At 68.2% G+C, this 19,682-nt stretch carries 19 protein-coding genes and 1 tRNA gene; 4 read left to right on the top strand and 16 right to left on the bottom strand.

The features are described from left to right. Positions 1 to 30: 30 nt before the first annotated feature. The 5 genes from AC5RUF_RS12190 to AC5RUF_RS12170 form a co-directional block, all read right to left on the bottom strand. Positions 31 to 393 (bottom strand): hypothetical protein, encoded by a 363-nt coding sequence (locus AC5RUF_RS12190; protein WP_494130748.1) that lies wholly within the window; start codon positions 391 to 393, stop codon positions 31 to 33. Beyond that, a complete protein-coding gene (locus AC5RUF_RS12185) occupies positions 386 to 775 on the bottom strand; it encodes a VOC family protein (protein WP_494130747.1) in 390 nt (129 codons plus the stop codon). The genes AC5RUF_RS12190 and AC5RUF_RS12185 overlap by 8 nt, the downstream gene beginning before the upstream one ends. Positions 776 to 810: 35 nt before the next feature. Beyond that, positions 811 to 2,229, bottom strand: a complete 1,419-nt coding sequence (locus AC5RUF_RS12180; protein WP_494130746.1) for an FAD-dependent oxidoreductase — start codon at positions 2,227 to 2,229, stop codon at positions 811 to 813. 148 nt (positions 2,230 to 2,377) lie between these two features. Continuing rightward, positions 2,378 to 3,484, bottom strand: a complete 1,107-nt coding sequence (locus tag AC5RUF_RS12175; protein WP_494130745.1) for a PQQ-dependent sugar dehydrogenase — start codon at positions 3,482 to 3,484, stop codon at positions 2,378 to 2,380. A gap of 2 nt (positions 3,485 to 3,486) precedes the next feature. Then, a complete protein-coding gene (locus AC5RUF_RS12170) occupies positions 3,487 to 4,260 on the bottom strand; it encodes an SDR family NAD(P)-dependent oxidoreductase (protein ID WP_494130744.1) in 774 nt (257 codons plus the stop codon). 137 nt (positions 4,261 to 4,397) lie between these two features. Between AC5RUF_RS12170 and AC5RUF_RS12165 the strand changes: the two genes are divergently transcribed. Further along, the gene (locus AC5RUF_RS12165) at positions 4,398 to 4,919 is read left to right on the top strand and encodes an alpha/beta fold hydrolase (protein ID WP_493997209.1); all 522 of its coding nucleotides are present in this window, start codon (positions 4,398 to 4,400) and stop codon (positions 4,917 to 4,919) included. Between the two features lie 127 nt (positions 4,920 to 5,046). Here the strand turns inward: AC5RUF_RS12165 and AC5RUF_RS12160 are convergent. From AC5RUF_RS12160 to AC5RUF_RS12115, 10 genes are all read right to left on the bottom strand, one after another. After that, positions 5,047 to 5,120, bottom strand: a tRNA-Pro gene (locus AC5RUF_RS12160). A 182-nt stretch (positions 5,121 to 5,302) separates the two neighbouring features. Continuing rightward, complete coding sequence (der, locus tag AC5RUF_RS12155; RefSeq protein ID WP_493997210.1) at positions 5,303 to 6,859, bottom strand: ribosome biogenesis GTPase Der; 1,557 nt, start codon at positions 6,857 to 6,859, stop codon at positions 5,303 to 5,305. A gap of 171 nt (positions 6,860 to 7,030) precedes the next feature. Beyond that, a complete protein-coding gene (gene cmk, locus AC5RUF_RS12150; RefSeq protein WP_494130743.1) occupies positions 7,031 to 7,732 on the bottom strand; it encodes a (d)CMP kinase in 702 nt (233 codons plus the stop codon). Then, positions 7,729 to 8,838 (bottom strand): prephenate dehydrogenase, encoded by a 1,110-nt coding sequence (locus tag AC5RUF_RS12145; RefSeq protein ID WP_494130742.1) that lies wholly within the window; start codon positions 8,836 to 8,838, stop codon positions 7,729 to 7,731. The genes cmk and AC5RUF_RS12145 overlap by 4 nt, the downstream gene beginning before the upstream one ends. A 3-nt stretch (positions 8,839 to 8,841) precedes the next feature. Then, positions 8,842 to 10,038 carry a pseudouridine synthase gene (locus AC5RUF_RS12140; RefSeq protein WP_494130741.1) on the bottom strand — a complete coding sequence of 399 codons (1,197 nt, stop codon included), beginning with the start codon at positions 10,036 to 10,038 and terminating at the stop codon, positions 8,842 to 8,844. Between the two features lie 25 nt (positions 10,039 to 10,063). Next, positions 10,064 to 10,678 carry an SMC-Scp complex subunit ScpB gene (scpB, locus tag AC5RUF_RS12135; protein WP_493998794.1) on the bottom strand — a complete coding sequence of 205 codons (615 nt, stop codon included), beginning with the start codon at positions 10,676 to 10,678 and terminating at the stop codon, positions 10,064 to 10,066. Further along, positions 10,675 to 11,595 (bottom strand): segregation and condensation protein A, encoded by a 921-nt coding sequence (locus AC5RUF_RS12130; protein ID WP_494130740.1) that lies wholly within the window; start codon positions 11,593 to 11,595, stop codon positions 10,675 to 10,677. Before AC5RUF_RS12130 ends, scpB begins: the two co-directional genes overlap by 4 nt. Next, positions 11,573 to 12,466, bottom strand: a complete 894-nt coding sequence (locus AC5RUF_RS12125; RefSeq protein ID WP_493998705.1) for a ParA family protein — start codon at positions 12,464 to 12,466, stop codon at positions 11,573 to 11,575. The genes AC5RUF_RS12130 and AC5RUF_RS12125 overlap by 23 nt, the downstream gene beginning before the upstream one ends. 187 nt (positions 12,467 to 12,653) lie before the next feature. Further along, a complete protein-coding gene (locus AC5RUF_RS12120; protein WP_494130739.1) occupies positions 12,654 to 12,848 on the bottom strand; it encodes a hypothetical protein in 195 nt (64 codons plus the stop codon). Between the two features lie 74 nt (positions 12,849 to 12,922). After that, positions 12,923 to 14,356, bottom strand: a complete 1,434-nt coding sequence (locus tag AC5RUF_RS12115) for a cation:dicarboxylate symporter family transporter (RefSeq protein ID WP_494130738.1) — start codon at positions 14,354 to 14,356, stop codon at positions 12,923 to 12,925. Positions 14,357 to 14,479: 123 nt separating this feature from the next. Here AC5RUF_RS12115 and AC5RUF_RS12110 point away from each other — a divergent pair, with 123 nt between their 5' ends. Both AC5RUF_RS12110 and AC5RUF_RS12105 read left to right on the top strand, forming a co-directional pair. After that, positions 14,480 to 16,144, top strand: coding sequence for a sensor histidine kinase (locus AC5RUF_RS12110; protein ID WP_494130737.1), 1,665 nt, complete (start codon positions 14,480 to 14,482; stop codon positions 16,142 to 16,144). Next, positions 16,141 to 16,875, top strand: coding sequence for a response regulator (locus AC5RUF_RS12105; protein ID WP_494130736.1), 735 nt, complete (start codon positions 16,141 to 16,143; stop codon positions 16,873 to 16,875). Before AC5RUF_RS12110 ends, AC5RUF_RS12105 begins: the two co-directional genes overlap by 4 nt. A 4-nt stretch (positions 16,876 to 16,879) precedes the next feature. Here AC5RUF_RS12105 and AC5RUF_RS12100 read toward each other — a convergent pair whose 3' ends face one another. Next, on the bottom strand, positions 16,880 to 18,796 hold the full coding sequence (locus AC5RUF_RS12100; protein ID WP_494130735.1) for an AMP-binding protein: 1,917 nt from the start codon (positions 18,794 to 18,796) through the stop codon (positions 16,880 to 16,882). Positions 18,797 to 18,995: 199 nt separating this feature from the next. Between AC5RUF_RS12100 and AC5RUF_RS12095 the strand changes: the two genes are divergently transcribed. Further along, positions 18,996 to 19,682: a GntR family transcriptional regulator gene (locus tag AC5RUF_RS12095; protein ID WP_494130734.1), complete on the top strand. Its 687-nt coding sequence runs from the start codon at positions 18,996 to 18,998 to the stop codon at positions 19,680 to 19,682.

The raw sequence follows: 19,682 nt of genomic DNA, 5'->3' as shown, positions 1-19,682 counted from the left end.
ATCCGGAGGAAGGCACCGGGTCCGAGACGGTCAGCCCGGCTCATGCGTTTGCTGATGGTGGATAAGCCGGGGCAGCCCGTTCTCCAGCAGGTAGCCGGACAGCATGACGGCCTGATACTCATCGGAGCCGCGGCTTCCCGTGAACCGGTAGGCGATGCTGGCCGTGTCACCGGTTTCGAAGTGCCAGAACGGTTCCATCCCGATGCGGTCCCAGGGCGGAGAAGCCGCGATGGCGGCGATGCACTCGTCCTTGTTCAGGACCGCTCCGGGCACCACCACCAGCGCATCACGGTGCAGCAGTTCCTCGTAGGCCGGTGCGCCCTCGAGGGCAAGCCTGCGTTCCAGATGCAAAAGCTCCTCACGGGCGAGCTCCCGCCGCGCATCGTCACTCATGGCTGTCCATCCATTGGACCAATTGGATAATGAGGCCGTTCGGATCCCGGTACTGGGCGTACCGTTCACCCCAGGGTTCCGTTTCGGGCGGCGCGACTACGTCTGCACCGCCGGCCAGGAGGCCGTCGTGGATTTCGTCGAGGTTCTCGACCACGTGGACCAGCAGCAGCCCTTCCCGTGCCCGGCCTGCCGCTTCCGCCGGCTTGAAGGTGGGCAGGCCGGTGCGCAGGAAGATGACATTGGATCCGCCGTCGGGGTGGCGCAGCGAGATGAAGCCGTCATCGCGCATTTCCACCGCATACCCGAGCTTTCCCGTGAAGAATTCTGCGGAGGCCTCCGGATCGGGCACGTTCAACGAGACTGCGAAAGAGGATACGTTCATCGGATTCCTTTCCAAGGTGCGGTCAGCACGGTTGTTCAGCGGGCACGGCCGAACCAGCGCGCCACCGCCGGCAGGAGGTCCGCTTGGTCCTCCCCCAGCCAGGCGACGTGGCCGTCCGGCCGCAGCAGCAGGGACGGCAGGCCCGGAGGCAGTGCGGGATCATCGAGGCGGTCCACGCGGTCCGTCCACCCTTGGACGCTGAGCGTGCCCGTCGGATCCCAGAGCACGCCGCGGCCGCCGGCCATCCTGTCGTAGAGCCTGCCCTCCCGCAGCGGCGTGTCGGGCAACCTGCGGCCCAAGATGCCGGGACCGTCCCCAAGGTCATACCGGACCGCGGTGGCAGTGATTTTTTCGATGACGTGCCGGTTGACTTCCGGAAACTCCATCAGCTCCGCCAACAGCCGCCGTACCGCCTGGGGTCCCGGCTCGGTGCAGGTCAGTTCGGATTGGGCCCGGGTGTTTTCCAGGACCCCCGCCGCCACCGGCCGCCGTTCGGCGTCGTAAGTGTCCAGCAGGCCTGCAGGCGCCCAGCCGTTCGCCTCGGCAGCCAGCTTCCAGCCGAGGTTGAAGGCCTCCTGCAGGCCGAGGTTCAGCCCCTGTCCGCCGAAGGGAGGGTGGACATGCGCGGCGTCGCCGGCCAGCAGCACCCTCCCGTCCCGGTATCGCTCGGCCAGCCGGGTCGCATCACCGAACCGGGAGATCCAGCGCGGAGAGTGTGCACCGAAGTCGGTCCCTGCAAATTCCTGCAGCTGCCGGCTCAGTTCTTCCAGGGTAGGCGGGGCTGCCCGGTCCACACCCTCGGCCGGAACCACCACGCTGAAGAGCCCTTCCCCCAGCGGAACTGCGCCAAAGTCCTTGTGCACCTCGCGTACGCGGTTCACGGTTTCCATCACCGTGTCCTCGGGGGCGGTGAGCAGCACCTCGCCCAGCAGCCGGTCCTGACGGCTGGGTTCCCCCGGGAAACCGATCCCGGCCAGTTTCCGCACGGTACTGCGTCCGCCGTCGCAGCCCACGACGTATCCGGAGCGAAGCGGCTCCCCGCCGTCCAATGACACCGTGGCCCCGGCGTCGTCCTGTGCGAGGCCAACCACCTGGACGCCGCGGCGGAGTTCGACGCCGGCCCCCAGTGCCTGCTCGGTGAGCAGCCGTTCCGTCACGGGTTGCGGAAGCGCAAGGACGTAGGGATGGGTGGTGTCCAGATCCTCGGGTGCCTCCCTGGCAATCCCCGCAAAGAAACCGCCCAGCGGATATTTCCGGCCCTGCTCCAGATATGGCCCGAGCAGCCCGCGCTGGTCCAGGATTTCCAGGCTGCGGGCATGCAGGCCGCCGGCGCGGACAACGGAGGTGGGTGCATCGCTTCGGTCCAGGAGCAGCACATCAACACCCTGCAGGGCCAGTTCACGGGCGAGGAACGTTCCAGTAGGGCCGGCTCCGACCACAATCACGTCCCTCATGACGGCGGCCGGTGGGCAAGCAGCTGGTCCATGGGCAAGCAGGCTACGACACCGGCCCGGCCTGCGGTAGGCGTACCGGCCCGCTGTTTGCCGTCCACCGCCGTTTTCGGCGCAGGGACAAGGCAGGGGCGGGAGAAGGAACGGCCGTTCACTCCGGCGCCGGTTCGTCGGCCGTGATCCGAAGGACCCGGTCGTCTCCGGTTCGCGCCTGGCCCCTGCCGTCAGTGTTGTTCGTCAGGATCCAGACGCTTCCGTCGGGGGCCTGGACCGCGTCGCGGAGGCGTCCGTATTCTCCGGCCAGCAGTTCTTCGGAGCTGCCGGGATTCCGCAGCGGGACCACCCGCAGACGCTCGCCGCGCAGGTTCGCTATGTACACGGAGTCCCCCGCGACGGCGATGCCGCTGGGGCTCGCTTCGTCCGGATGCCACTGCTGCACGGGGTCGGTAAACCCGTCGTCTCCGGCTATCCCTTCCACCCTGGGCCAGCCGTAGTTGCCGCCGGGGCGGATAATGTTCAGCTCATCCCAGGTGTCCTGCCCGAACTCGCTGGCATACAGGACGCTGTCCGCGTCCCAGGCGATGCCCTGCGGATTGCGGTGCCCGTAGCTGTACACGACGGAGCCGGGGAAGGGATTGTCCGCCGGCGGACTGCCGTCCGGGTTCATCCGCAGGATCTTGCCCGACAGTGCTTCCGGGTCCTGGGCGCTGTCCCGGTTACCGGCGTCGCCGGTGGTGGCGTACAGCATGCCGTCCGGCCCGAATGCCAGGCGTCCGCCGTTGTGGACCGGCCCTGCGGGAATGCCGTCCAGGAGGATCTCGGCGCTGCCCAGGACCAGCGCGCCGGGCTCACCGGTCAGCTGACGCCGCTCGATCCGGTTCTCCGACCCTGCGGTGAAGTACGTGTAGAGGTACCCGTCCTGCACGGCGATGCCCAGCAGGCCGCCCTCTCCCCTGCCGGCGGCGTCATCGACGGTGCCGGCCACCCGGCTGCTGCCGCCCTCATCGAGCTCCAGGATGCGCGCCGAGTCGCGCTCGCTGACCAGCGGCACACCCTCGTGGAAGGCAATGGCCCACGGGACGTCAAGACCGCTTGCAACGACCTGCGGACCGGTTCCGGAAGACGCCGGCAGCGGCTCCTGCGGCGCCGGCGCCTCCGTGCCGCTGCACCCGGCAGCGCTGAGCACAACGACGGCGGCCACCGCAGCTGTGGCGGCTGCCCAAACGCCTGTCCGCGGTTCCGGAGCAAAGATTGCCATGCTCAGTCCGCACTCATCCCGGAGGTCAGGTTCAGGACGGCTCCATTCATGCCGGCCGCCCCGCCCGAGGCGAGGAAAACAGCCGTTTGGGCCACGTCATGCAGGGTCGGCAGGGTTCCCGTGCTGGTCAGCGACTCGAGGAAGGCGGTGAACTCCCCCATCGACATGGGCAGGTCCGGTGTGTTGCCAAGTGTTTCGCGGATCCGGTGCGGGCGCAGACAGACCACCCGGACTCCGGTGGGGCCGAGCTCGGCGGCAAAGGTCCGGGTCAGGGCTTCGATCGCGGCACAGGCCGCGGCGAAGCCTCCCACCCCGGCGATGGACATCCGTGCCGGCGAGGCAGAGAGCAGCAGGATGGTCCCGCTGCCCTGCCGGACCATGTGTTCGGCGGCAGCCCGCGAGGTAAGGAACTGCGACCGGAGCCAGCCGGCGGCCGGCGAGACGACGTCGTCGACGGACATCTCAAGCAGCGGAGGTCCCTGCACGGCGGAGATACCCGCTGCGTTGAGGACTGCATCTATCCGCCCTGCTTCCGCGGCGACGGCGGCTGCGTGGGCGTCCACCGCTATCGGATCCGCCGCGTCCACTTCCCTGACCTGGACCTCCGGCGCTCCTGCGGCACGTGCCCGCTGCGCCGTCGTTTGGACCGTGTCCATGTGCCGCCCGGCGGGAAACAACGCTGCACCGGAGCGGGCAAATGCTTCGGCCACGGCCCCGCCGATTGCACCGCCGGCACCGTGGATGATGACTATCCGGGAGGGCATCTCCTCAGCCATGGGTTTGCATCCTGTTCCGGAGGGATCTGGACAGTTGATGTCCGGACGGCCGACGCTAGCAGGAGGGAGGGGTGCCGTCACCGGAGGAAGGGTGATGCCCCGGGGCCTAGCGGTAAAAGTGCCCGTTCGGAGGCGGTATGGCAATCCTGTTTGTGCACGGGGCCGGCGGGTACCGGGACGATCAACCCCTGGCCGGCCATCTGCGCGCGGCCTTGGACGTGAGCGTCTCGTACCCGGAGTTTCCCGACGACGATATGTCGGCCGCCGCCTGGCGCGCCGGAGTCCAGCGGCAGTTGGACGTGCTCGGCCCCGACGTGGCGGTGGTGGGGCATTCCTTCGGTGCTTCCATGGCGCTGCTGCACCTGGCCGACGGTTTCGCCGGCACACCCCCGTTGGGCTTGGTCCTTCTGGCCATGCCCTATTGGGGCTCGGACGGCTGGCAGGCGGAATATGCGCTTCCGGAGGACGCCGGGCTCCCGGCGGATCTTCCTCTCCGCCTCCACCACTGCGTCGACGACGACACGGTCCCCGTTGACCACGTGGACCGGCACGCGGCCCGGCTTCCGCAGGCGCTGGTCCGCCGGCATCGCTCGGGCGGACACCAGTTTGAGGGACGGATGCCGGCAGTGGCCGACGATGTGGCGGCGCTGATCCGCTAGCCGGGGCGGCGGTTGGTGGCCCGGTCCACCCCGGATCCCCGGGAAGAACGCGTGGGCGGCAGCGGGATTTCAAACGACGCGTTAACGACAAAAGCCTGACAAAACCAAAGTTTTGCCAGGCTTACTGTCGGGTTGACAGGATTTGAACCTGCGACCCCTTGACCCCCAGTCAAGTGCGCTACCAAGCTGCGCCACAACCCGTCACCCGGCCGGTTTATTTCCGGCCGAACCAACTCGAATACTCTACATCATAGTTGGCCAAAGTCCCGAATCGGGCGTCCAACCTCCCGAACATGCATCCGGGTGTCACCCCATTAAACGCGGAACCCCGGCCCTGCTCCCCCGGAAAGGGAAGCAGGCCGGGGTACCGGGAACCGAATGGCTTAGCGCTTCTTGCCGCGCTTCTCGCGGACCCGCATGCTGACCTCGATGGGCGTGCCCTCGAAGCCGAACGTCTCACGCAGCCGGCGGGTGATGAACCGGCGGTAGCCCGGATCCAGGAAGCCGGTGGTGAACAGCACGAACTTCGGCGGACGCGAGGATGCCTGCGTGCCGAAGAGGATGCGGGGCTGCTTGCCGCCGCGGACCGGGTGCGGATGCGCTGCCACCAGTTCGCCGAGGAAGGCATTGAGCTTGCCGGTGGGGATGCGCTTGTCCCAGTTCTCCAGAGCCGTGTCCAGGGCGGGCACCAGCTTGTCTTTATGCCAGCCGGTCTTGGCGGAAATGTTTACGTGCGGGGCCCACTCGACGTGGGCCAGGTCGCGCTCGATCTCGGTCTTGAGGTAGCGGCGGCGGTCGTCGTCGAGCAGGTCCCACTTGTTGAAGGCCAGGACCAGCGCGCGGCCGGATTCAATGGCCAACTGCAGGATGCGTACGTCCTGTTCGCTGAGGACCTCGTCCACGGCGAGCAGTACAACGGCGACTTCGGCCTTTTCCAGCGCGGCCTGCGTGCGCAGGGACGCGTAGAAGTCAGCGCCCTGGGCCATGTGCTGGCGGCGGCGGATACCGGCGGTATCCACGAAACGCCAGGTGCGCCCGCCGAGCTCGATCATTTCGTCCACCGGGTCACGGGTGGTGCCGGCGAGGTCGTCGACCACCACACGCTCGGAGCCGGCCAGCTTGTTCAGCAGGGAGGACTTGCCCACGTTCGGGCGGCCGATCAGCGCGATGCGGCGCGGACCGCCGGAGCGGTCCAGTCCGCCGTACGCCGAGTATTCGGGCAGGACCTCCATAACGGCGTCCAGCATGTCGCCGGTGCCGCGGCCGTGCAGGGCGGAGACCGGGAACGGCTCGCCGAAGCCCAGGCCCCAGAGAGCGGCGGCATCGGCTTCGTTCTGGATGTCGTCCACCTTGTTGGCCACTACGACCACAGGCTTCTTCTTGCCGCGCAGCATCCGCACCACGGCCTCGTCCGTGGCGGTGATGCCCACGGTTGCGTCCACTACCAGCATGACGGCGTCCGCGTGGTCGACGGCGATTTCGGCCTGGTCGGCTACCCGGGCGTGGATGCCGCGGGCGTCGTGCTCCCAGCCGCCGGTGTCCACCAGCGTGAAGTTCACGCCGTTCCAGGTGGCCGGGTAGGACACGCGGTCGCGGGTGACGCCGGGGGTGTCTTCCACCACGGCTTCGCGCCGGCCGAGGATTCGGTTGACCAGGGTGGACTTGCCGACGTTCGGCCGGCCCACAATGGCCACGACGGGATCCTGGCGCAGGGGCGCGTCTTCATCGAATTCGTCGAAGCCGCCGGCCAGCAGCGCGGCGTCCTCGTCATCAAGTTCATAGTCGTCAAGGCCGGCGCGGAGGGAGCGGGCGCGGACCTCGGCCTCGTCGTCGTCCATCGCGGCCAGGCGCTCGTTGACCGAATCTTCCCCGGCGGGGATGTACTCGTCCGTGGAGGCCCAGTCACCGGCGGTGTCGTCGTTGAGAGGTTTTCCGTTCATAGAATTGCTTTCTTTCCGTTGAGGTCTGCAGCACTGCGCGTACAGGCCGTCGCCGGACGTTCAGCCCGGTAAGTGTGCGGGAGGCTGCGTGCGGCAATGCCGCAGCGGCCCTCCTCCCATTGAAACACGGGCAGGTGCCCGCGACTGGTGCCGGGTCCCCCGGCGGGGTGGTTAGTGGGTGCTGGTTAAAACGACGTCGAGCACGGCCGAGACCGTCTCTTCGAAGTCCAGGTCGGAGGAGTCAATGGTGATGACGCCGTCGGCCGCCTGCTGGAACTCCACCACGGTGGAGTCCTTCGCGTCTCGCACCAGTACCTGTTCCTTCAGGGCGGCGGCGCTCTGGGTTCCGCCGAGCTGGATGCCGCGGCGGCGCAGCCGGGCCTCCTCGCTGGCGGTCAGCAGGATGCGCACCTCGGCATGCGGGGCCACCACCGTGGTGATGTCCCGGCCCTCGGCCACAATCCGGAGCCCGGAATCCCGGATCAGCTGCTGCTGGCGGCGGACCAGCTCGGCGCGGGCGCCCAGCGTGGTGGCCACGGCGCTGACCGCAGCGGAGACGGAAGGTTCACGGATGGCGTCCGTGACCTCGCGGCCGTTGACCCGCACCCATTCCTCGTTCGGGGACAGGCTCAGCGCAATGTCGGCGCTTTCGGCGGCGGCTTCCACGGCCACCGAATCCGCCAGGTCAATGCCGGCTTCCATGCAGGAAAGCGTCACGGCACGGTACATGGCACCGGTGTCCAGATAGGCGGCGTGCAGGCGGCGGGCCACTTCCCGGCTGATGCTGGACTTGCCCGAACCGGACGGACCGTCGATGGCCACCACCAGCGGCTTGCCTTGCCGGAACTGGGCCGGATCACTCTTGGAACTCACTGCACTACCTTCCACCCGCGGGCGCTTAATTCAGAAACAAGGTCATTCACCCGGCCGGGCAGGACGGAAATCTCCGCCCGTCCCACCTGGCGTCCGGAGGCATGCTCCAGGCGCAGGTCTTCCAGGTTCACGCCGATCTCACCGATCTCGGTGAGCAGCCGGGCAATCTGCCCGGGCGTGTCATCCACCAGCACGGTGAAGGACACAAAGGACTGCGCCGGGCCGCCGTGCTTGCCGGGAATGCGGGCCTGGCCCACATTGCCCTCGGCAATCAGCTGGGCCATGTCCAGCCGGGCGCCGTCCGCCACCGGATCCTCCAACGTGCGGATGAGCCGGTTCAGGTCCTCGCGGACGCCGTGCAGGATGGGCACCAGCCGGTCCGCGTTGCCGCTGAGGATCTGCACCCACAGCCGCGGATCACTGGCGGCAATCCGGGTGACGTCCCGCAGGCCGTTTCCAGCCAGGGCCAGGGACTGCGACGGGGTTTCCTGTAGCCTGCTGGCCACCAGGGAGGCCATGACCTGCGGCAGGTGCGAGGTCAGCGCCACAGAGGCATCGTGCTCCTCGGCAGACATCCGCGACACCACGGCGCCCAGGTCGAAGGCCAGAGCCTCGGCAACGCGCACGGCTTCCGGGGCGGCCTCGGCCGGCGCGCAGATCACCCACGGCATGCCGTTGAACAGCTCGGCACGTGCCGCCACCGGCCCGGACTTCTCCCGGCCCGCCATCGGATGGGTACCCACATAACGGGACAGGTCGGCGTCGTGGCCGCGCAGGTCCGCCAGCACGGCGGACTTCACGCTGGCAATATCCACGACGACGGCGTCCGGCCAGTCCTTGAGCGCGGCCGCGGCCAGGGACGCGGTAACGTCCGGCGGCGCGGCGATGACTACGAGGGACGGTGTGAAGCCGTTGTCTACGGAATGCAGCAGCCGGCCGGCACCGATATCGCGGGCCACGGCCTCCGTGGAGGGCGACAGGTCCGAAAGCACCACATCGACGCCGCGGGCGGACAGCCCCAGGCCGATGCTGGTGCCCAGCAGGCCCGTGCCGATGACCAGCACGGATCCGGACAGGTGTGTGCCCCCGTCGGCGGCAGCGGCCATTGCCTACAGTCCTACGGAAGCGAGGAGGTGTCCCACCTCGCCGCGGCCGAGGACGCGGATGCTGCCCTGGCGCTGGTCGCCCAGGCTGATGGGGCCGATCTTGGTGCGGACCAGGCGCTCCACCGGGTGCCCGACGGCGTCGAACAGGCGGCGCACAATGCGGTTGCGGCCCGAGTGCAGGACCACCTCCACCAGGACGTGGCCCGGAGTGGAATCCACCAGGCGGAAGGAATCCACCTTCTGGAAGCCGTCCTCCAGCTCGATGCCTTCGCGCAGCTGCGCGCCGACACCCTGGCCCATGGGCCCCCGGACCTGCACGAGGTAGGTCTTGGGCACTTCGTAGGAGGGGTGCGTGAGCCGGTTGGTCAGCTCGCCGTCGTTGGTCAGCAGCAGCAGGCCCTCGGTCTCGTTGTCCAGGCGGCCCACGTGGAACAGCCGCTCATGCCTGCTGCTGGGCTTGAGGTAGTCGCTGATGCAGGGCCGGCCCTCCGGGTCCTCCATGGTGGAGATGACGCCGCGGGGCTTGTTGAACACGTAGTACTTCTGGTTTTCGTCCAGCTGCAGGCGCATGCCGTCCACGTGGATGGCCACCGTGGCCGGATCAACACGGACACCGAGCTCGGTGACCACCTCGCCGTCGACCTCGACGCGGCCTTCGGCAATCATTTCCTCGCAGACGCGGCGGGAGGCGACACCGGCGCTGGCCATGACCTTCTGCAGGCGGACGCCTTCGGGGTTGTGGTGCTCGGAGATCACCGGCGGGGCGGGGCGGCGAGTGGTGGAACGGCGGACCGGTCCCAGGTTCTGGCCGAAACGCTCGTTGCGGAAGGCGCGGTCACCGCTCTTGCGCTGGCCGGCCTGCGGGCCGCCGAACTTCCCGGCGCCGGACTTGGGGGCACCGCTGCGGGCGCCGCCGGACTTGGGGGCACCGGTGCGGGGGGCGGACTTGGCGGAGCTGTCACCGAAGGCCTTGACGGCGTCGGACTTGAACTTCTCGGGACGGGCCTCCGGTGCGGGACGGTACCCGTTGGCACGCTCCTCGCCCTTCTTCAGGCCGGAGCCGGAGCGGGGGCCGCCGGTGCGGGAGGAGGAGGGCTTGGAGCCCTTGCCGAAACCGCGGCCGCCGGCGGGGCCACCGGCACTGCGTCCGCCGCCGCGCGGGGTATTGCGGCCGGATCCGGAACGGGGTGCTGGTGTCATGAGTAAGTCCTTTGGGGTCTAGCGGTTAGTAAGTAGTGTCTTCAAATTCGGCCAGGTTTTCCAGCCCGGGCAGGTGCGGTGCAATCTGCGGAAGTTCGTCGAGGCTTCCCAGGCCAAGCCGTTCCAAAAAGTACGGCGTTGTCCGGTACAGCAGCGAACCTGTCTCGGGTTCGGCGCCGGCGTCGACGATCAATCCACGCTGTACCAGCGTGCGGACCACCGAATCGACGTTTACTCCCCGGATCGCGGAGACCCGGGCCCGGGAGACGGGCTGCCGATAGGCAATCACCGCCAATGTTTCCAGTGCGGCCTGCGACAGCCGTGCACTCTGGCCTTCCAGTACAAACTTCGACACAACGGGCGCAAAGTCAGCACGGGAAAAAATCCGCCATCCGCCTGCTACGTCGCGGAGTTCAAAACCACGCGGTGCGCCCTCGGGTCCATCCCCAGTATAGCCGTCATACTCACGCTGCAGTTCCGTCAGGGCGGCGAGCACCTCCGCTTCCGGAACACCGATCACCGCGGCAAGGTCCGCGGGCGCCGCCGGTTCGTCCACCACCATCAGCACGGCTTCAACAGCCGCCTTGACTCCGCCGGGCAGCGCGGCGGCATCCTGCGTGTGGTTGTGCTCCGCCGTCATGTCCGGTCTCCCTCCGCGCCGGCGGCGTCACCCGCGACGCTGCCGTAATTGGTGCTGTCATATTCGTCGGCTGTTTCCGCGGCGGCGGCCTCCGGGTCTCCGCCGGTCCAGATGATCCGCAGTTCGCCCAGTGGTGTCTCCTGTTCAAAGCCCACGGCCCCGTCACGGAACAGTTCCAGCAGCGCGAGGAACCGTGCCACCGCCACCGGGCCGTCGGCGTCGGACACCAGGGCCGCAAACGTGGCGGCGCCGTCTGCGGACAGCCGGGCAGCCAGGACACCTGCCTGCTCCCGGACACTGGTCTTGGGCGCATGCAGGTGGTCCAGGCCGACGGTGGGCGGCAGCTCCTCCTCGCGCGGCTGCAGGGCACGGGCGGCAATCTCGGCGAACTGCTGCGGGGTGGTCCGCCACACCAGCTCGGGCAGCATGGCAGCGAAGTGCGGGTCCAGGGAGACCTGGCGTGGGAAGCGCAGGGCCTCCTCGGCCAGCCGCTCCCCCATCCGGTGCGCCATTTCCTTGAATGCCTTGTACTGCAGCAGCCGGGCGAACAGCAGGTCCCGTGCCTCCAGCAGGGCCACGTCTTCTTCGTATTCGACGTCGCCCGCCGGCAGCAGCCTGGCGGCCTTCAGGTCAAGCAGGGTGGCGGCAATGACCAGGAACTCGCTCGCCTCGTCCAGTGCCACTTCCGGGCCGGTTCCGAAGAGCTCCCGGATGTAGCCCAGGAACTCGTCGGTGACGGCGGCGAGGGCTATCTCCGTGATGTCCAGTTCGTGCTTGGAGATCAGCCCCAGCAGGACGTCGAAGGGTCCGGTGAAGTTCGCCAGGCGGACTTCGAAGCCGCTGCGTTCCGGTGCGTCCGCCTCCGGCACCGGCACCGCAGCGGAGCGCGCCGGCTTAGGGCGCGCCGCCGCGGGCAATCAGTTCCTTGGCAAGGCGGCGGTAGGAGTCGGCTCCGGGGTGGTTGCCGGCGTAGGAGGTGATCGGCTCGGCAGCCACGGTGGCATCGGCGAACTTGATGGTCCGCTTGATGACCGTCTCAAAGACCTTGTCGCCGAAGGCTTCCACCAGGCGGGAGATGACCTCGCGGCTGTGCAGGGTCCGGGCGTCGTACATGGTGGCCAGGACACCGTCCACCTGCAGGCCCGGGTTGAGCCGGTCCTGCACCTTTTCGATGGTCTCCACCAGCAGCGCCACGGCACGCAGGGCGAAGAATTCGCAGATCAGCGGAATGATGACGCCGTGCGCGGCGGTCAGGGCGTTGACGGTCAGCAGGCCGAGGGACGGCTGGCAGTCGATGAGGATCACGTCATAGTCGTCGCTGACCCGGCGCAGGGCGCGTTCGAGCACCTGCTCGCGGGCCACCTCGTTCACCAGCTGCACTTCGGCGGCGGACAGGTCGATATTGGCCGGCAGCAGGTGGATGTTCTCGATGGAGGTCTCGTGAATGGCCTCGCGGATATCCACCTTGCGGTCCATCAGCACGTTGTAGACCGTCAGGTCCAGCTCGTGCGGGTTGGCGCCGAGGCCGGCGGAAAGTGCTCCCTGCGGGTCGAAGTCCACCAGCAGGACGCGGCGGCCGGCTTCAGCCAGGGCGGCGCCGAGGTTGATGGTGGAGGTGGTCTTGCCCACCCCGCCCTTCTGGTTCACCATCGCGATGATCCGGGCAGGACCATGGGAGGTGAGGACGGGAGGTTCGGGGAATTCGGTCAGGGGACGTCCGGTGGGGCCCATGGTCGAGTCGGTTGCGGTTGCGTCCTGCAGAGTCGATGAACTCTGTTCGCTGCTCACGTATTAATCCACGCTTCCGTATCTAGCTGTCCTGCGGGCTGTCTGTGTCAAGGTTACAGCCGGGCCGCAGCCATACCGTGAATCGTTGCACCGAACACCGGCGAGCCTTGACGCTCAAGTAGAACTAGAAGCTTGCCGCCGAGACCGCCGCATGCTGGTGCATGTCGTGCCAGCCGTCGGCAAACCACTAGGCACCCGGATCGAAAAGGCACGAATTACCGTTTTCACGCCGAAAACCTGTAATTCGTGCCTTCTCGATGAACAAACCTGTAATTTGTGCCTTCTCGACTGAGGCCAGGGCCGCAGCATCATGGAAATCGTCCCGAACCAAGTTGTCGGCCCCCATTATGCCGTTGCCGCCGAAGGAAAGCTCGGGCAGCAAAACGCCCCGTCCCGGACAGTCCGGGACGGGGCGCTTGGGGCAGCACCGGGGTCAGTACCGTGCGGCGGCTGAGGCTAGTGCCGTGCGGTACCGGCGGGGTCGCCGGCTGCTGCAGCGGTTGCACCGGCGGGGCCGGGAACCGTTTCGGACAGCTCGCGGGACTCTTCGGTCTGGCGCGGCTCGTCGCTGCCGGCGTCCACGCTCATGGTGGCTTCGTCGAAGGGGCGTTCGCGGTCCAGCACCGCGTTGACCTGCTCCTTGTCAATTTCCTTGGTCCAGGTGCCGATCAGCACGGTGGCCACGGCGTTGCCGGTGAAGTTGGTCAGCGCACGGGCCTCGGACATAAAGCGGTCGATGCCGACAATCAGGCCCACGCCGTCGATCAGGTCGGGGCGGTGGGACTGCAGGCCGCCGGCCAGGGTGGCCAGGCCGGCACCGGTGACGCCGGCGGCGCCCTTGGAGGCAATGATCATAAAGACCAGCAGGGAGATCTGCTCACCGAGCTCCAGCGGCTTGCCCATGGCGGAGGCCACGAAGAGGGCGGCCATGGTCAGGTAGATGGCGGTGCCGTCGAGGTTGAAGGAGTATCCGGTGGGGACGGTGACGCCGACCACCGGCTTGGACACGCCCAGGTGTTCCATCTTGGCGATCAGGCGCGGCAGGGCCACCTCGGAGGAAGACGTGGAGAAGATCAGCAGGTATTCGCGGCCGAGGTAGCGCATCAGCTTGAAGATGTTCACCCCGGTGACCACCTTCAGGATGCTGCCCAGGATCACCACGATGAACAGGATGCAGGTGATGTAGAAGGCGATCATCAGCGTGGCCATGCTGACGATGGCCTGGATGCCGGTTTCGCCGACGACGGCGGCAATGGCGCCGAACGCACCGATGGGCGCCAGCCACATGATCATCATGAGGATGCGGAACACCAGGGCCTGGATGTAGCCGATGCCCTTAAGGACGGGGGCGCCGGCGGCACCCATCTTCTGCAGGGCGAAGCCGACCAGCAGGGCCACGAACAGGGTCTGCAGGATGCTTTCACCGGTCAGGGAGGCGAGCAGGGTGGTGGGGATGATGCTGAGCAGGAACCCGGTCATCCCCTCCTCGTCTTCGGCGGCGGCCGGCGCGGCGTCCGAGGAGGCAGCGATGTCCAGGCCCTCGCCCGGGTGGATCAGGTTGCCCACCACCAGGCCGATGGCCAGCGCGAAGGTGGACATGATGATGAAGTAGCCCAGTGCCAGGCCGCCGACCTTGCCGACCGTGGCTGCTTTGGCGATTGAACCGATGCCTAGGACAATGGTGCAGAAGATGACCGGCGCGATCATCATCTTGATGAGGTTGATAAACCCGGTGCCGAGCGGTTTGAGCGACTTGGCGAATTCAGGAGCCATCAGTCCGATGACGGCGCCAAGCACTACTGCCGCAATGACGGCAATGTAGAGGAAATGTGTTCTGTCCGGGCGGCGGCTCTTCTGTGAACCGGCGGCCTGGTGAGCGGCAGCTGCCATGGCGGTACTCCTTGTTGCGTTGGTCAACCACTATCATCTGCCCCAATGTGATCACAGTCACCCTTGTGTTCATATTGTTCGCGGCTCTGTACCTAACATGGAAAAACACCGGCAGAACGAAGGATGAACGTGCGGAAATGGAGCCTGGCCGGCCAGCTGTTCCTGGGCCAGCTGGCTTTCATTGTGTGTGTCTCGGGCGGCATCGCCTGGGGCCTGTACCAGCAGGCCGAGGAAAACACCTATGAGGAAACCGGCCAGCGGATGCTCGCCGTCGCCGGTACCGTGGCCGCCAGCGAGACTGTCCGCACCGCCGTCGCCTCCCCCGGCACGGGAACCGGCAGCGCCGCCGAGACAGCGGTGCTGCAGGACTTTGCCCGGGACGTTATGGACGGCGTCGGCGTGGACTTCGTAACCGTCATGGACACGGACCGCACCCGGCTCACGCACCGGAATCCGGAGCAGATCGGCAAGTCGTACATCGGTTCCGTGGACCAGGCCCTGCGCGGGGAAAGCTTTACGGAGACCTACACCGGCACGCTGGGACCCTCGGTCCGGGCGATCACCCCGGTCCGCGACGACGCCGGCAACGTCACCGCGCTCGTGGCGGCCGGGATCACCGTGGACCGGGTCGGGATTGCCCGTGACGCCCGCCTGCCCGAACTGTTCGGCATCGATGCGGCCGCGCTGGCCGTAGGTGCGCTGGCCGCCTATCTGCTCAGCCGCTACCTGCGACGGGTTACCCAAGATCTGGGGCCGGGCGAGCTGGCACACATGTTCACCTTCTACGACTCCGCCCTCCACTCCGTACGGGAGGGACTGCTGCTGCACAACACCCGCGGGCAATTGGTCCTCTACAACGACGAAGCGGCCGCCCTGCTGGGCCTGCCCCCGCGCAGCAGCAGCCCGGACGCCCCGGAACTGCCGGAGCTGCCCCGCCCGCTGGCGTCCCTGCTGCGCTCCGGCCGGGACGCCCGGGAGGAAATCCACCTCACCGGCGAGCGCATCCTGGCAGTCAACCAGTCGGCCGCACTCTCCCCCGGCTCGAACGGGCGCCGCTTCGGCACCGTCACCACGCTGCGGGACTGCACCGACGTCGAATCCCTCACCGGGGAGCTCGCCTCCATGCGCACCCTGGCCGACGCACTGAGCGCCCAGGCCCACGAACACGCCAACCGGGTGCACACCCTGGTGTCGCTGATCGAACTGGGCCGCAGCGACGAGGCGCTGCGCTTTGCGACCGCTGACTTGGAACAATCCCAGCACCTCAATGACGAGGTCCTGGCCGCCGTCCAGGAACCGGCCGTGACGGCGCTGCTGATGGGCAAGGCTGCGCAGGCCCGCGAGCGCGGCATCTACCTCGACATCACCGTGGACGGGGACGCCGAACGGTTCAGCGGCGGCGGGGTGGAGCCGGTGGAACTGGTTACCATCATCGGCAACCTGCTGGACAACGCCTTCGACGCCGCCGTGGAATCCGTTGCGCTCCACCTGGGCACCTCCGGGGATGCGCTGCGGATTGTGGTGCACGACGACGGTCCCGGCGTCGAGCCGCAAATCCTCGAACATATATTCGAACAGGGCTTCAGCACAAAGGACCTCCCGGAAGGGCGAGCTGCCGCCGGGCGCGGCATCGGGCTGGCGCTGGTGCGCCAGGCGGTGAACCGGCTGGGCGGCAGCATCCGTGTCCTCCCGGGCGGTGAGGGCGCCCGCTTCCACGTGGACCTCCCCGTCCCCGCCCCCGGGCGCTCCCCCGGCGGGGCCTTTGCACCGGCGGAGGGACGGCTATGAGCGACTCCGCCCCGATCGGCGTGCTGGTCGTTGAGGATGAAGACATCCCCGCCGAGGCGCACGCCGAATATGTCCGCCGGGTTCCCGGCTTCACGCTGGCCGGCGTCGCCCGCACGGGCTCGGAGGCCATCGCCGCACTCAAGGTGGACGCCGCCCCGGGCGCAGAGCCGGGCACCGGGCCGCGCACCCGAGGCGGCATCGACCTGGTCCTGCTGGACATGAACCTGCCGGACCTGCACGGACTGGACCTGCTTCGCCGGATCCGCGGGGCAGGCCTGCCGGTGGACGTTGTCGCCATCACGGCCGTACGGGACCTGGCAGTGGTCCGCGGGGCGATGTCCGGCGGCATTGTCGGCTACCTGATCAAGCCGTTCACGTTCTCGGCGTTCAGCACCAAGCTGACCACCTACGCCGAGTACCGGCGCCGGATGGCCGAGCAGGCGGCGTCGACCACGCAGAGCGAGGTGGACAGTGCGTTTGCGGCGCTGCGCCCCGCAGTGGCCACCGCCCTGCCCAAGGGCCTTTCCGGGGAAACCCTCGAAGCGGTGGCGGACCTGCTCAAACACTCCCCGGCTCCGCTCTCGGCGTCGGAGGTCTCCGTGCAGCTGGCCATGTCCCGGATTACCGCCCGGCGCTACCTGGAGCACCTGGCCGACGAGCAGTCGGTGCTGCGCTCGCCGCGGTACGGCACCCGCGGCCGGCCGGAACTGGAGTACAGCTGGCGCCGGTAGGCCCCTAGAGCGAACCCGACGGCCGCAGCAGCGGAGTAAGGGCCTCGATCACGGCCGGGTCTTCAATGGTGGAGGGCACCGTATGCGGTACCCCGTCGGCGATCTGCCGCATGGTCTTGCGCAGCACCTTCCCGGAGCGGGTCTTGGGCAGGGCCTCCACCACCAGCACGTCCTTGAAGTCCGCCACGGCACCGATCCGCGAGCGCACCCGCTCCACCAGTTCCGCCTGCAGTGCGCCGGCGTCGATGTCCGCCCCGGCCTTGAGCACCACATAGCCGCAGGGACGCTGCCCCTTCACCGGATCCGCGACGCCGATCACGGCACACTCCGCCACGGCCGGGTGGGAGCCGACCGCTTCCTCCATGGCTCCGGTGGAAAGCCGGTGCCCGGAGACATTGATGACGTCGTCGGTGCGTCCCATCACGAACACGTAGCCGCCCTCGTCCCGGTAGCCGGAGTCCCCCGTGGCGTAATAGCCGTCGAAGACCTCCAGGTAAGCCGCCCGGTAGCGGTCATCGCTGCCCCAGAGTGTGCGCAGGGTGCCCGGCGGGAGCGGCAGCTTCAGTGCAATGTTGCCCTCCGTCCCGGGCGGGACCTCACGGCCGGTGCCGTCCAGGATGCGTACGTCGAACCCGGGCACCGGAACAGTGGGTGAACCCGGTTTGACCGGCAGTTCTTCCAGCCCCACGGGGTTCGCGCAGATGGCCCAGCCGGTTTCGGTCTGCCACCAGTGGTCGATCACGGGAACGCCCAGCGCCGTGCCGGCCCAGTCCAGGGTGGCAGGGTCCAGGCGCTCGCCGGCGGAAAACAGGTGCCGCAGCCGGCTCAGGTCGTATTTCCCGGGCTCGGCGGCGTCCGGATCTGCCTTACGGATGGCGCGCAGGGCGGTGGGGGCGGTGAACAGCACGTCCACGCCATGCTCGGCGGCCACCCGCCAGAACGCACCGGCATCGGGGGTGCCCACCGGTTTGCCCTCGTACAGCACGGTGGTGGCCCCGGCGATCAGCGGCGCATAGACGATGTAGGAGTGCCCCACCACCCAGCCCACGTCCGAGGCCGTCCACATCACCTGCCCGGGCCCGATTCCGTAGATGTTGGCCATGGACCAAGCCATGGCGACGGCGTGGGAGCCGTTATCGCGCACCACACCCTTCGGAGCGCCGGTGGTCCCGGAGGTGTAGAGGATGTACAGCGGGTCGGTGGCGGCCACCGACACGGGGCCGGCGGGCACGGCGTCGGCCGCGAGCGCAGCCCAGCTGTGCCAGCGTGCCCCGCCGGCCCCCTGGACGTCCGGCAGGCCGTGCCCGAAACCGTCGCGTTCGGCAACGACGACGGCGTCCACCCGGTGCCGGGCCGTCTCCAGCGCCTCGGCCACGGCCGGCAGGTATTCCACCCGGCGCTTCGGCTCCAGTCCACCGCTGGCGGTCACGATCACCTTCGGGGCGGCGTCGTCGATCCGGGCGGCCAGCTCCCGGGGCGCGAAGCCGCCGAACACCACCGAATGCACCGCTCCCAGCCGTGCCGTGGCCAGCATGGCGATCACCGCCTCGGGGATCATCGGCAGGTAGATGATGACCCGGTCCCCCGCTTCCACGCCAAGGGAGCGGAGTGCACCGGCAAACTGCTCCACCTCGGCCAGCAGCTCGGCATAGGTGTAGGTGCGGCTGGTCCCGAGCATGGCGGAGTCGTACACCAGGGCGGCGGCGTCTCCCCGGCCGGCGGCAACGTGGCGGTCCAGGGCGTTGACGGAGGTGTTCAGGCGTCCGTCCGGGAACCAGGCGTACAGCGGCGCCCGGGAGGCATCAAGGGCGAGCGCGGGCGGGGTGTCCCAGTCCACCAGGGACGCAGCCTCCAGCCAGAAACCCTCGGGATCGGCGGTGCTGCGGCTGTAGGCCCCGGCATAGGCGTCGCGCTGCCCCATTGAATCCTCCTTGATCCGGTGTGTAGGCGCCATGCTACTAGCGCTGGCACAGCGGCGGGCCGGAAGCCGGTCACCCAACCGGCGTGTATACAAGGGCCCGAGAAGAAGGGGTGATTGTGCCCACGGATACGTGTTATCCGCATCTCGTGTATACACTTGGGGAAACGTGACGCAGCTATCAGACGCAAGGAGGCGGATTATGCGGGCAAGCGACCGCGCGTACGCCACCTTGCGGCAGGACATTGTGGACTGGCAGCTGCCGCCCGGCACGGTCTTGGGCGAGGTGGAGCAATCCGCCCGACTCGGGATTTCCCGGACGCCGCTGCGCGAAGCCCTGAGCCGCCTCACGGCCGACGGACTCGCGGCCCCGCACAGCGGCCGCGGCGTCGTCGTCACCGGAATATCGCTGGACACCGTGGCCGAACTCTTCGAACTCCGCCAGGCACTGGAATGCAAGGCAGCGGCGCTCGCCGCGGTGCGCGGGCCGGCACCGGTCTTCGAGTCGCTGGCCGGCCGCTTCCGTGCCGCCGGTGAACTGATCGGGTCCGCGAACGGCGACCGCACCGGGTACTACGCCCTGGTGGCCGAACTTGATGCCGCCATCGATGCCGCTGCCGCTAACACCTACCTGGCGCAGGCGCTGGGAAATGTCCGGCTGCATCTGGCGCGGGTGCGCCGGCTGGCCAAGGACAACCCGCAGCGGCTGCTCGAAACCGCCGGAGAGCACGCCACCATTGCCGATGCCGTGGCCTCCGGCAACCCCGACCTGGCCGGCGCCGCCGTCGCCGTCCACCTGCACAAAAGCCTTGAACACCTCCGATCCGCCCGGATCACCTCCGATCCGCTCGGATCACCACCCCTGAGATGGTCACCATCCCTGAGATAA

Source organism: Arthrobacter sp. Y3224198, assembly GCF_059090025.1.
This window is presented reverse-complemented; position numbering and strand designations above follow the sequence as displayed.

Coding starts and splice junctions, on each gene's coding strand:
- der (WP_493997210.1), bottom strand. CDS start 6,859: ATGAACGGAAAACCTCTCAACGACGACACCGCCGGTGACTGGGCCTCC.
- AC5RUF_RS12190 (WP_494130748.1), bottom strand. CDS start 393: ATGAGTGACGATGCGCGGCGGGAGCTCGCCCGTGAGGAGCTTTTGCAT.
- AC5RUF_RS12165 (WP_493997209.1), top strand. CDS start 4,398: ATGGCAATCCTGTTTGTGCACGGGGCCGGCGGGTACCGGGACGATCAA.
- AC5RUF_RS12110 (WP_494130737.1), top strand. CDS start 14,480: ATGAACGTGCGGAAATGGAGCCTGGCCGGCCAGCTGTTCCTGGGCCAG.
- AC5RUF_RS12175 (WP_494130745.1), bottom strand. CDS start 3,484: ATGGCAATCTTTGCTCCGGAACCGCGGACAGGCGTTTGGGCAGCCGCC.
- AC5RUF_RS12100 (WP_494130735.1), bottom strand. CDS start 18,796: ATGGGGCAGCGCGACGCCTATGCCGGGGCCTACAGCCGCAGCACCGCC.
- AC5RUF_RS12180 (WP_494130746.1), bottom strand. CDS start 2,229: ATGAGGGACGTGATTGTGGTCGGAGCCGGCCCTACTGGAACGTTCCTC.
- AC5RUF_RS12105 (WP_494130736.1), top strand. CDS start 16,141: ATGAGCGACTCCGCCCCGATCGGCGTGCTGGTCGTTGAGGATGAAGAC.
- AC5RUF_RS12170 (WP_494130744.1), bottom strand. CDS start 4,260: ATGGCTGAGGAGATGCCCTCCCGGATAGTCATCATCCACGGTGCCGGC.
- AC5RUF_RS12095 (WP_494130734.1), top strand. CDS start 18,996: ATGCGGGCAAGCGACCGCGCGTACGCCACCTTGCGGCAGGACATTGTG.
- AC5RUF_RS12185 (WP_494130747.1), bottom strand. CDS start 775: ATGAACGTATCCTCTTTCGCAGTCTCGTTGAACGTGCCCGATCCGGAG.
- scpB (WP_493998794.1), bottom strand. CDS start 10,678: ATGACGGCGGAGCACAACCACACGCAGGATGCCGCCGCGCTGCCCGGC.
- AC5RUF_RS12115 (WP_494130738.1), bottom strand. CDS start 14,356: ATGGCAGCTGCCGCTCACCAGGCCGCCGGTTCACAGAAGAGCCGCCGC.
- AC5RUF_RS12145 (WP_494130742.1), bottom strand. CDS start 8,838: ATGGCCGCTGCCGCCGACGGGGGCACACACCTGTCCGGATCCGTGCTG.
- AC5RUF_RS12140 (WP_494130741.1), bottom strand. CDS start 10,038: ATGACACCAGCACCCCGTTCCGGATCCGGCCGCAATACCCCGCGCGGC.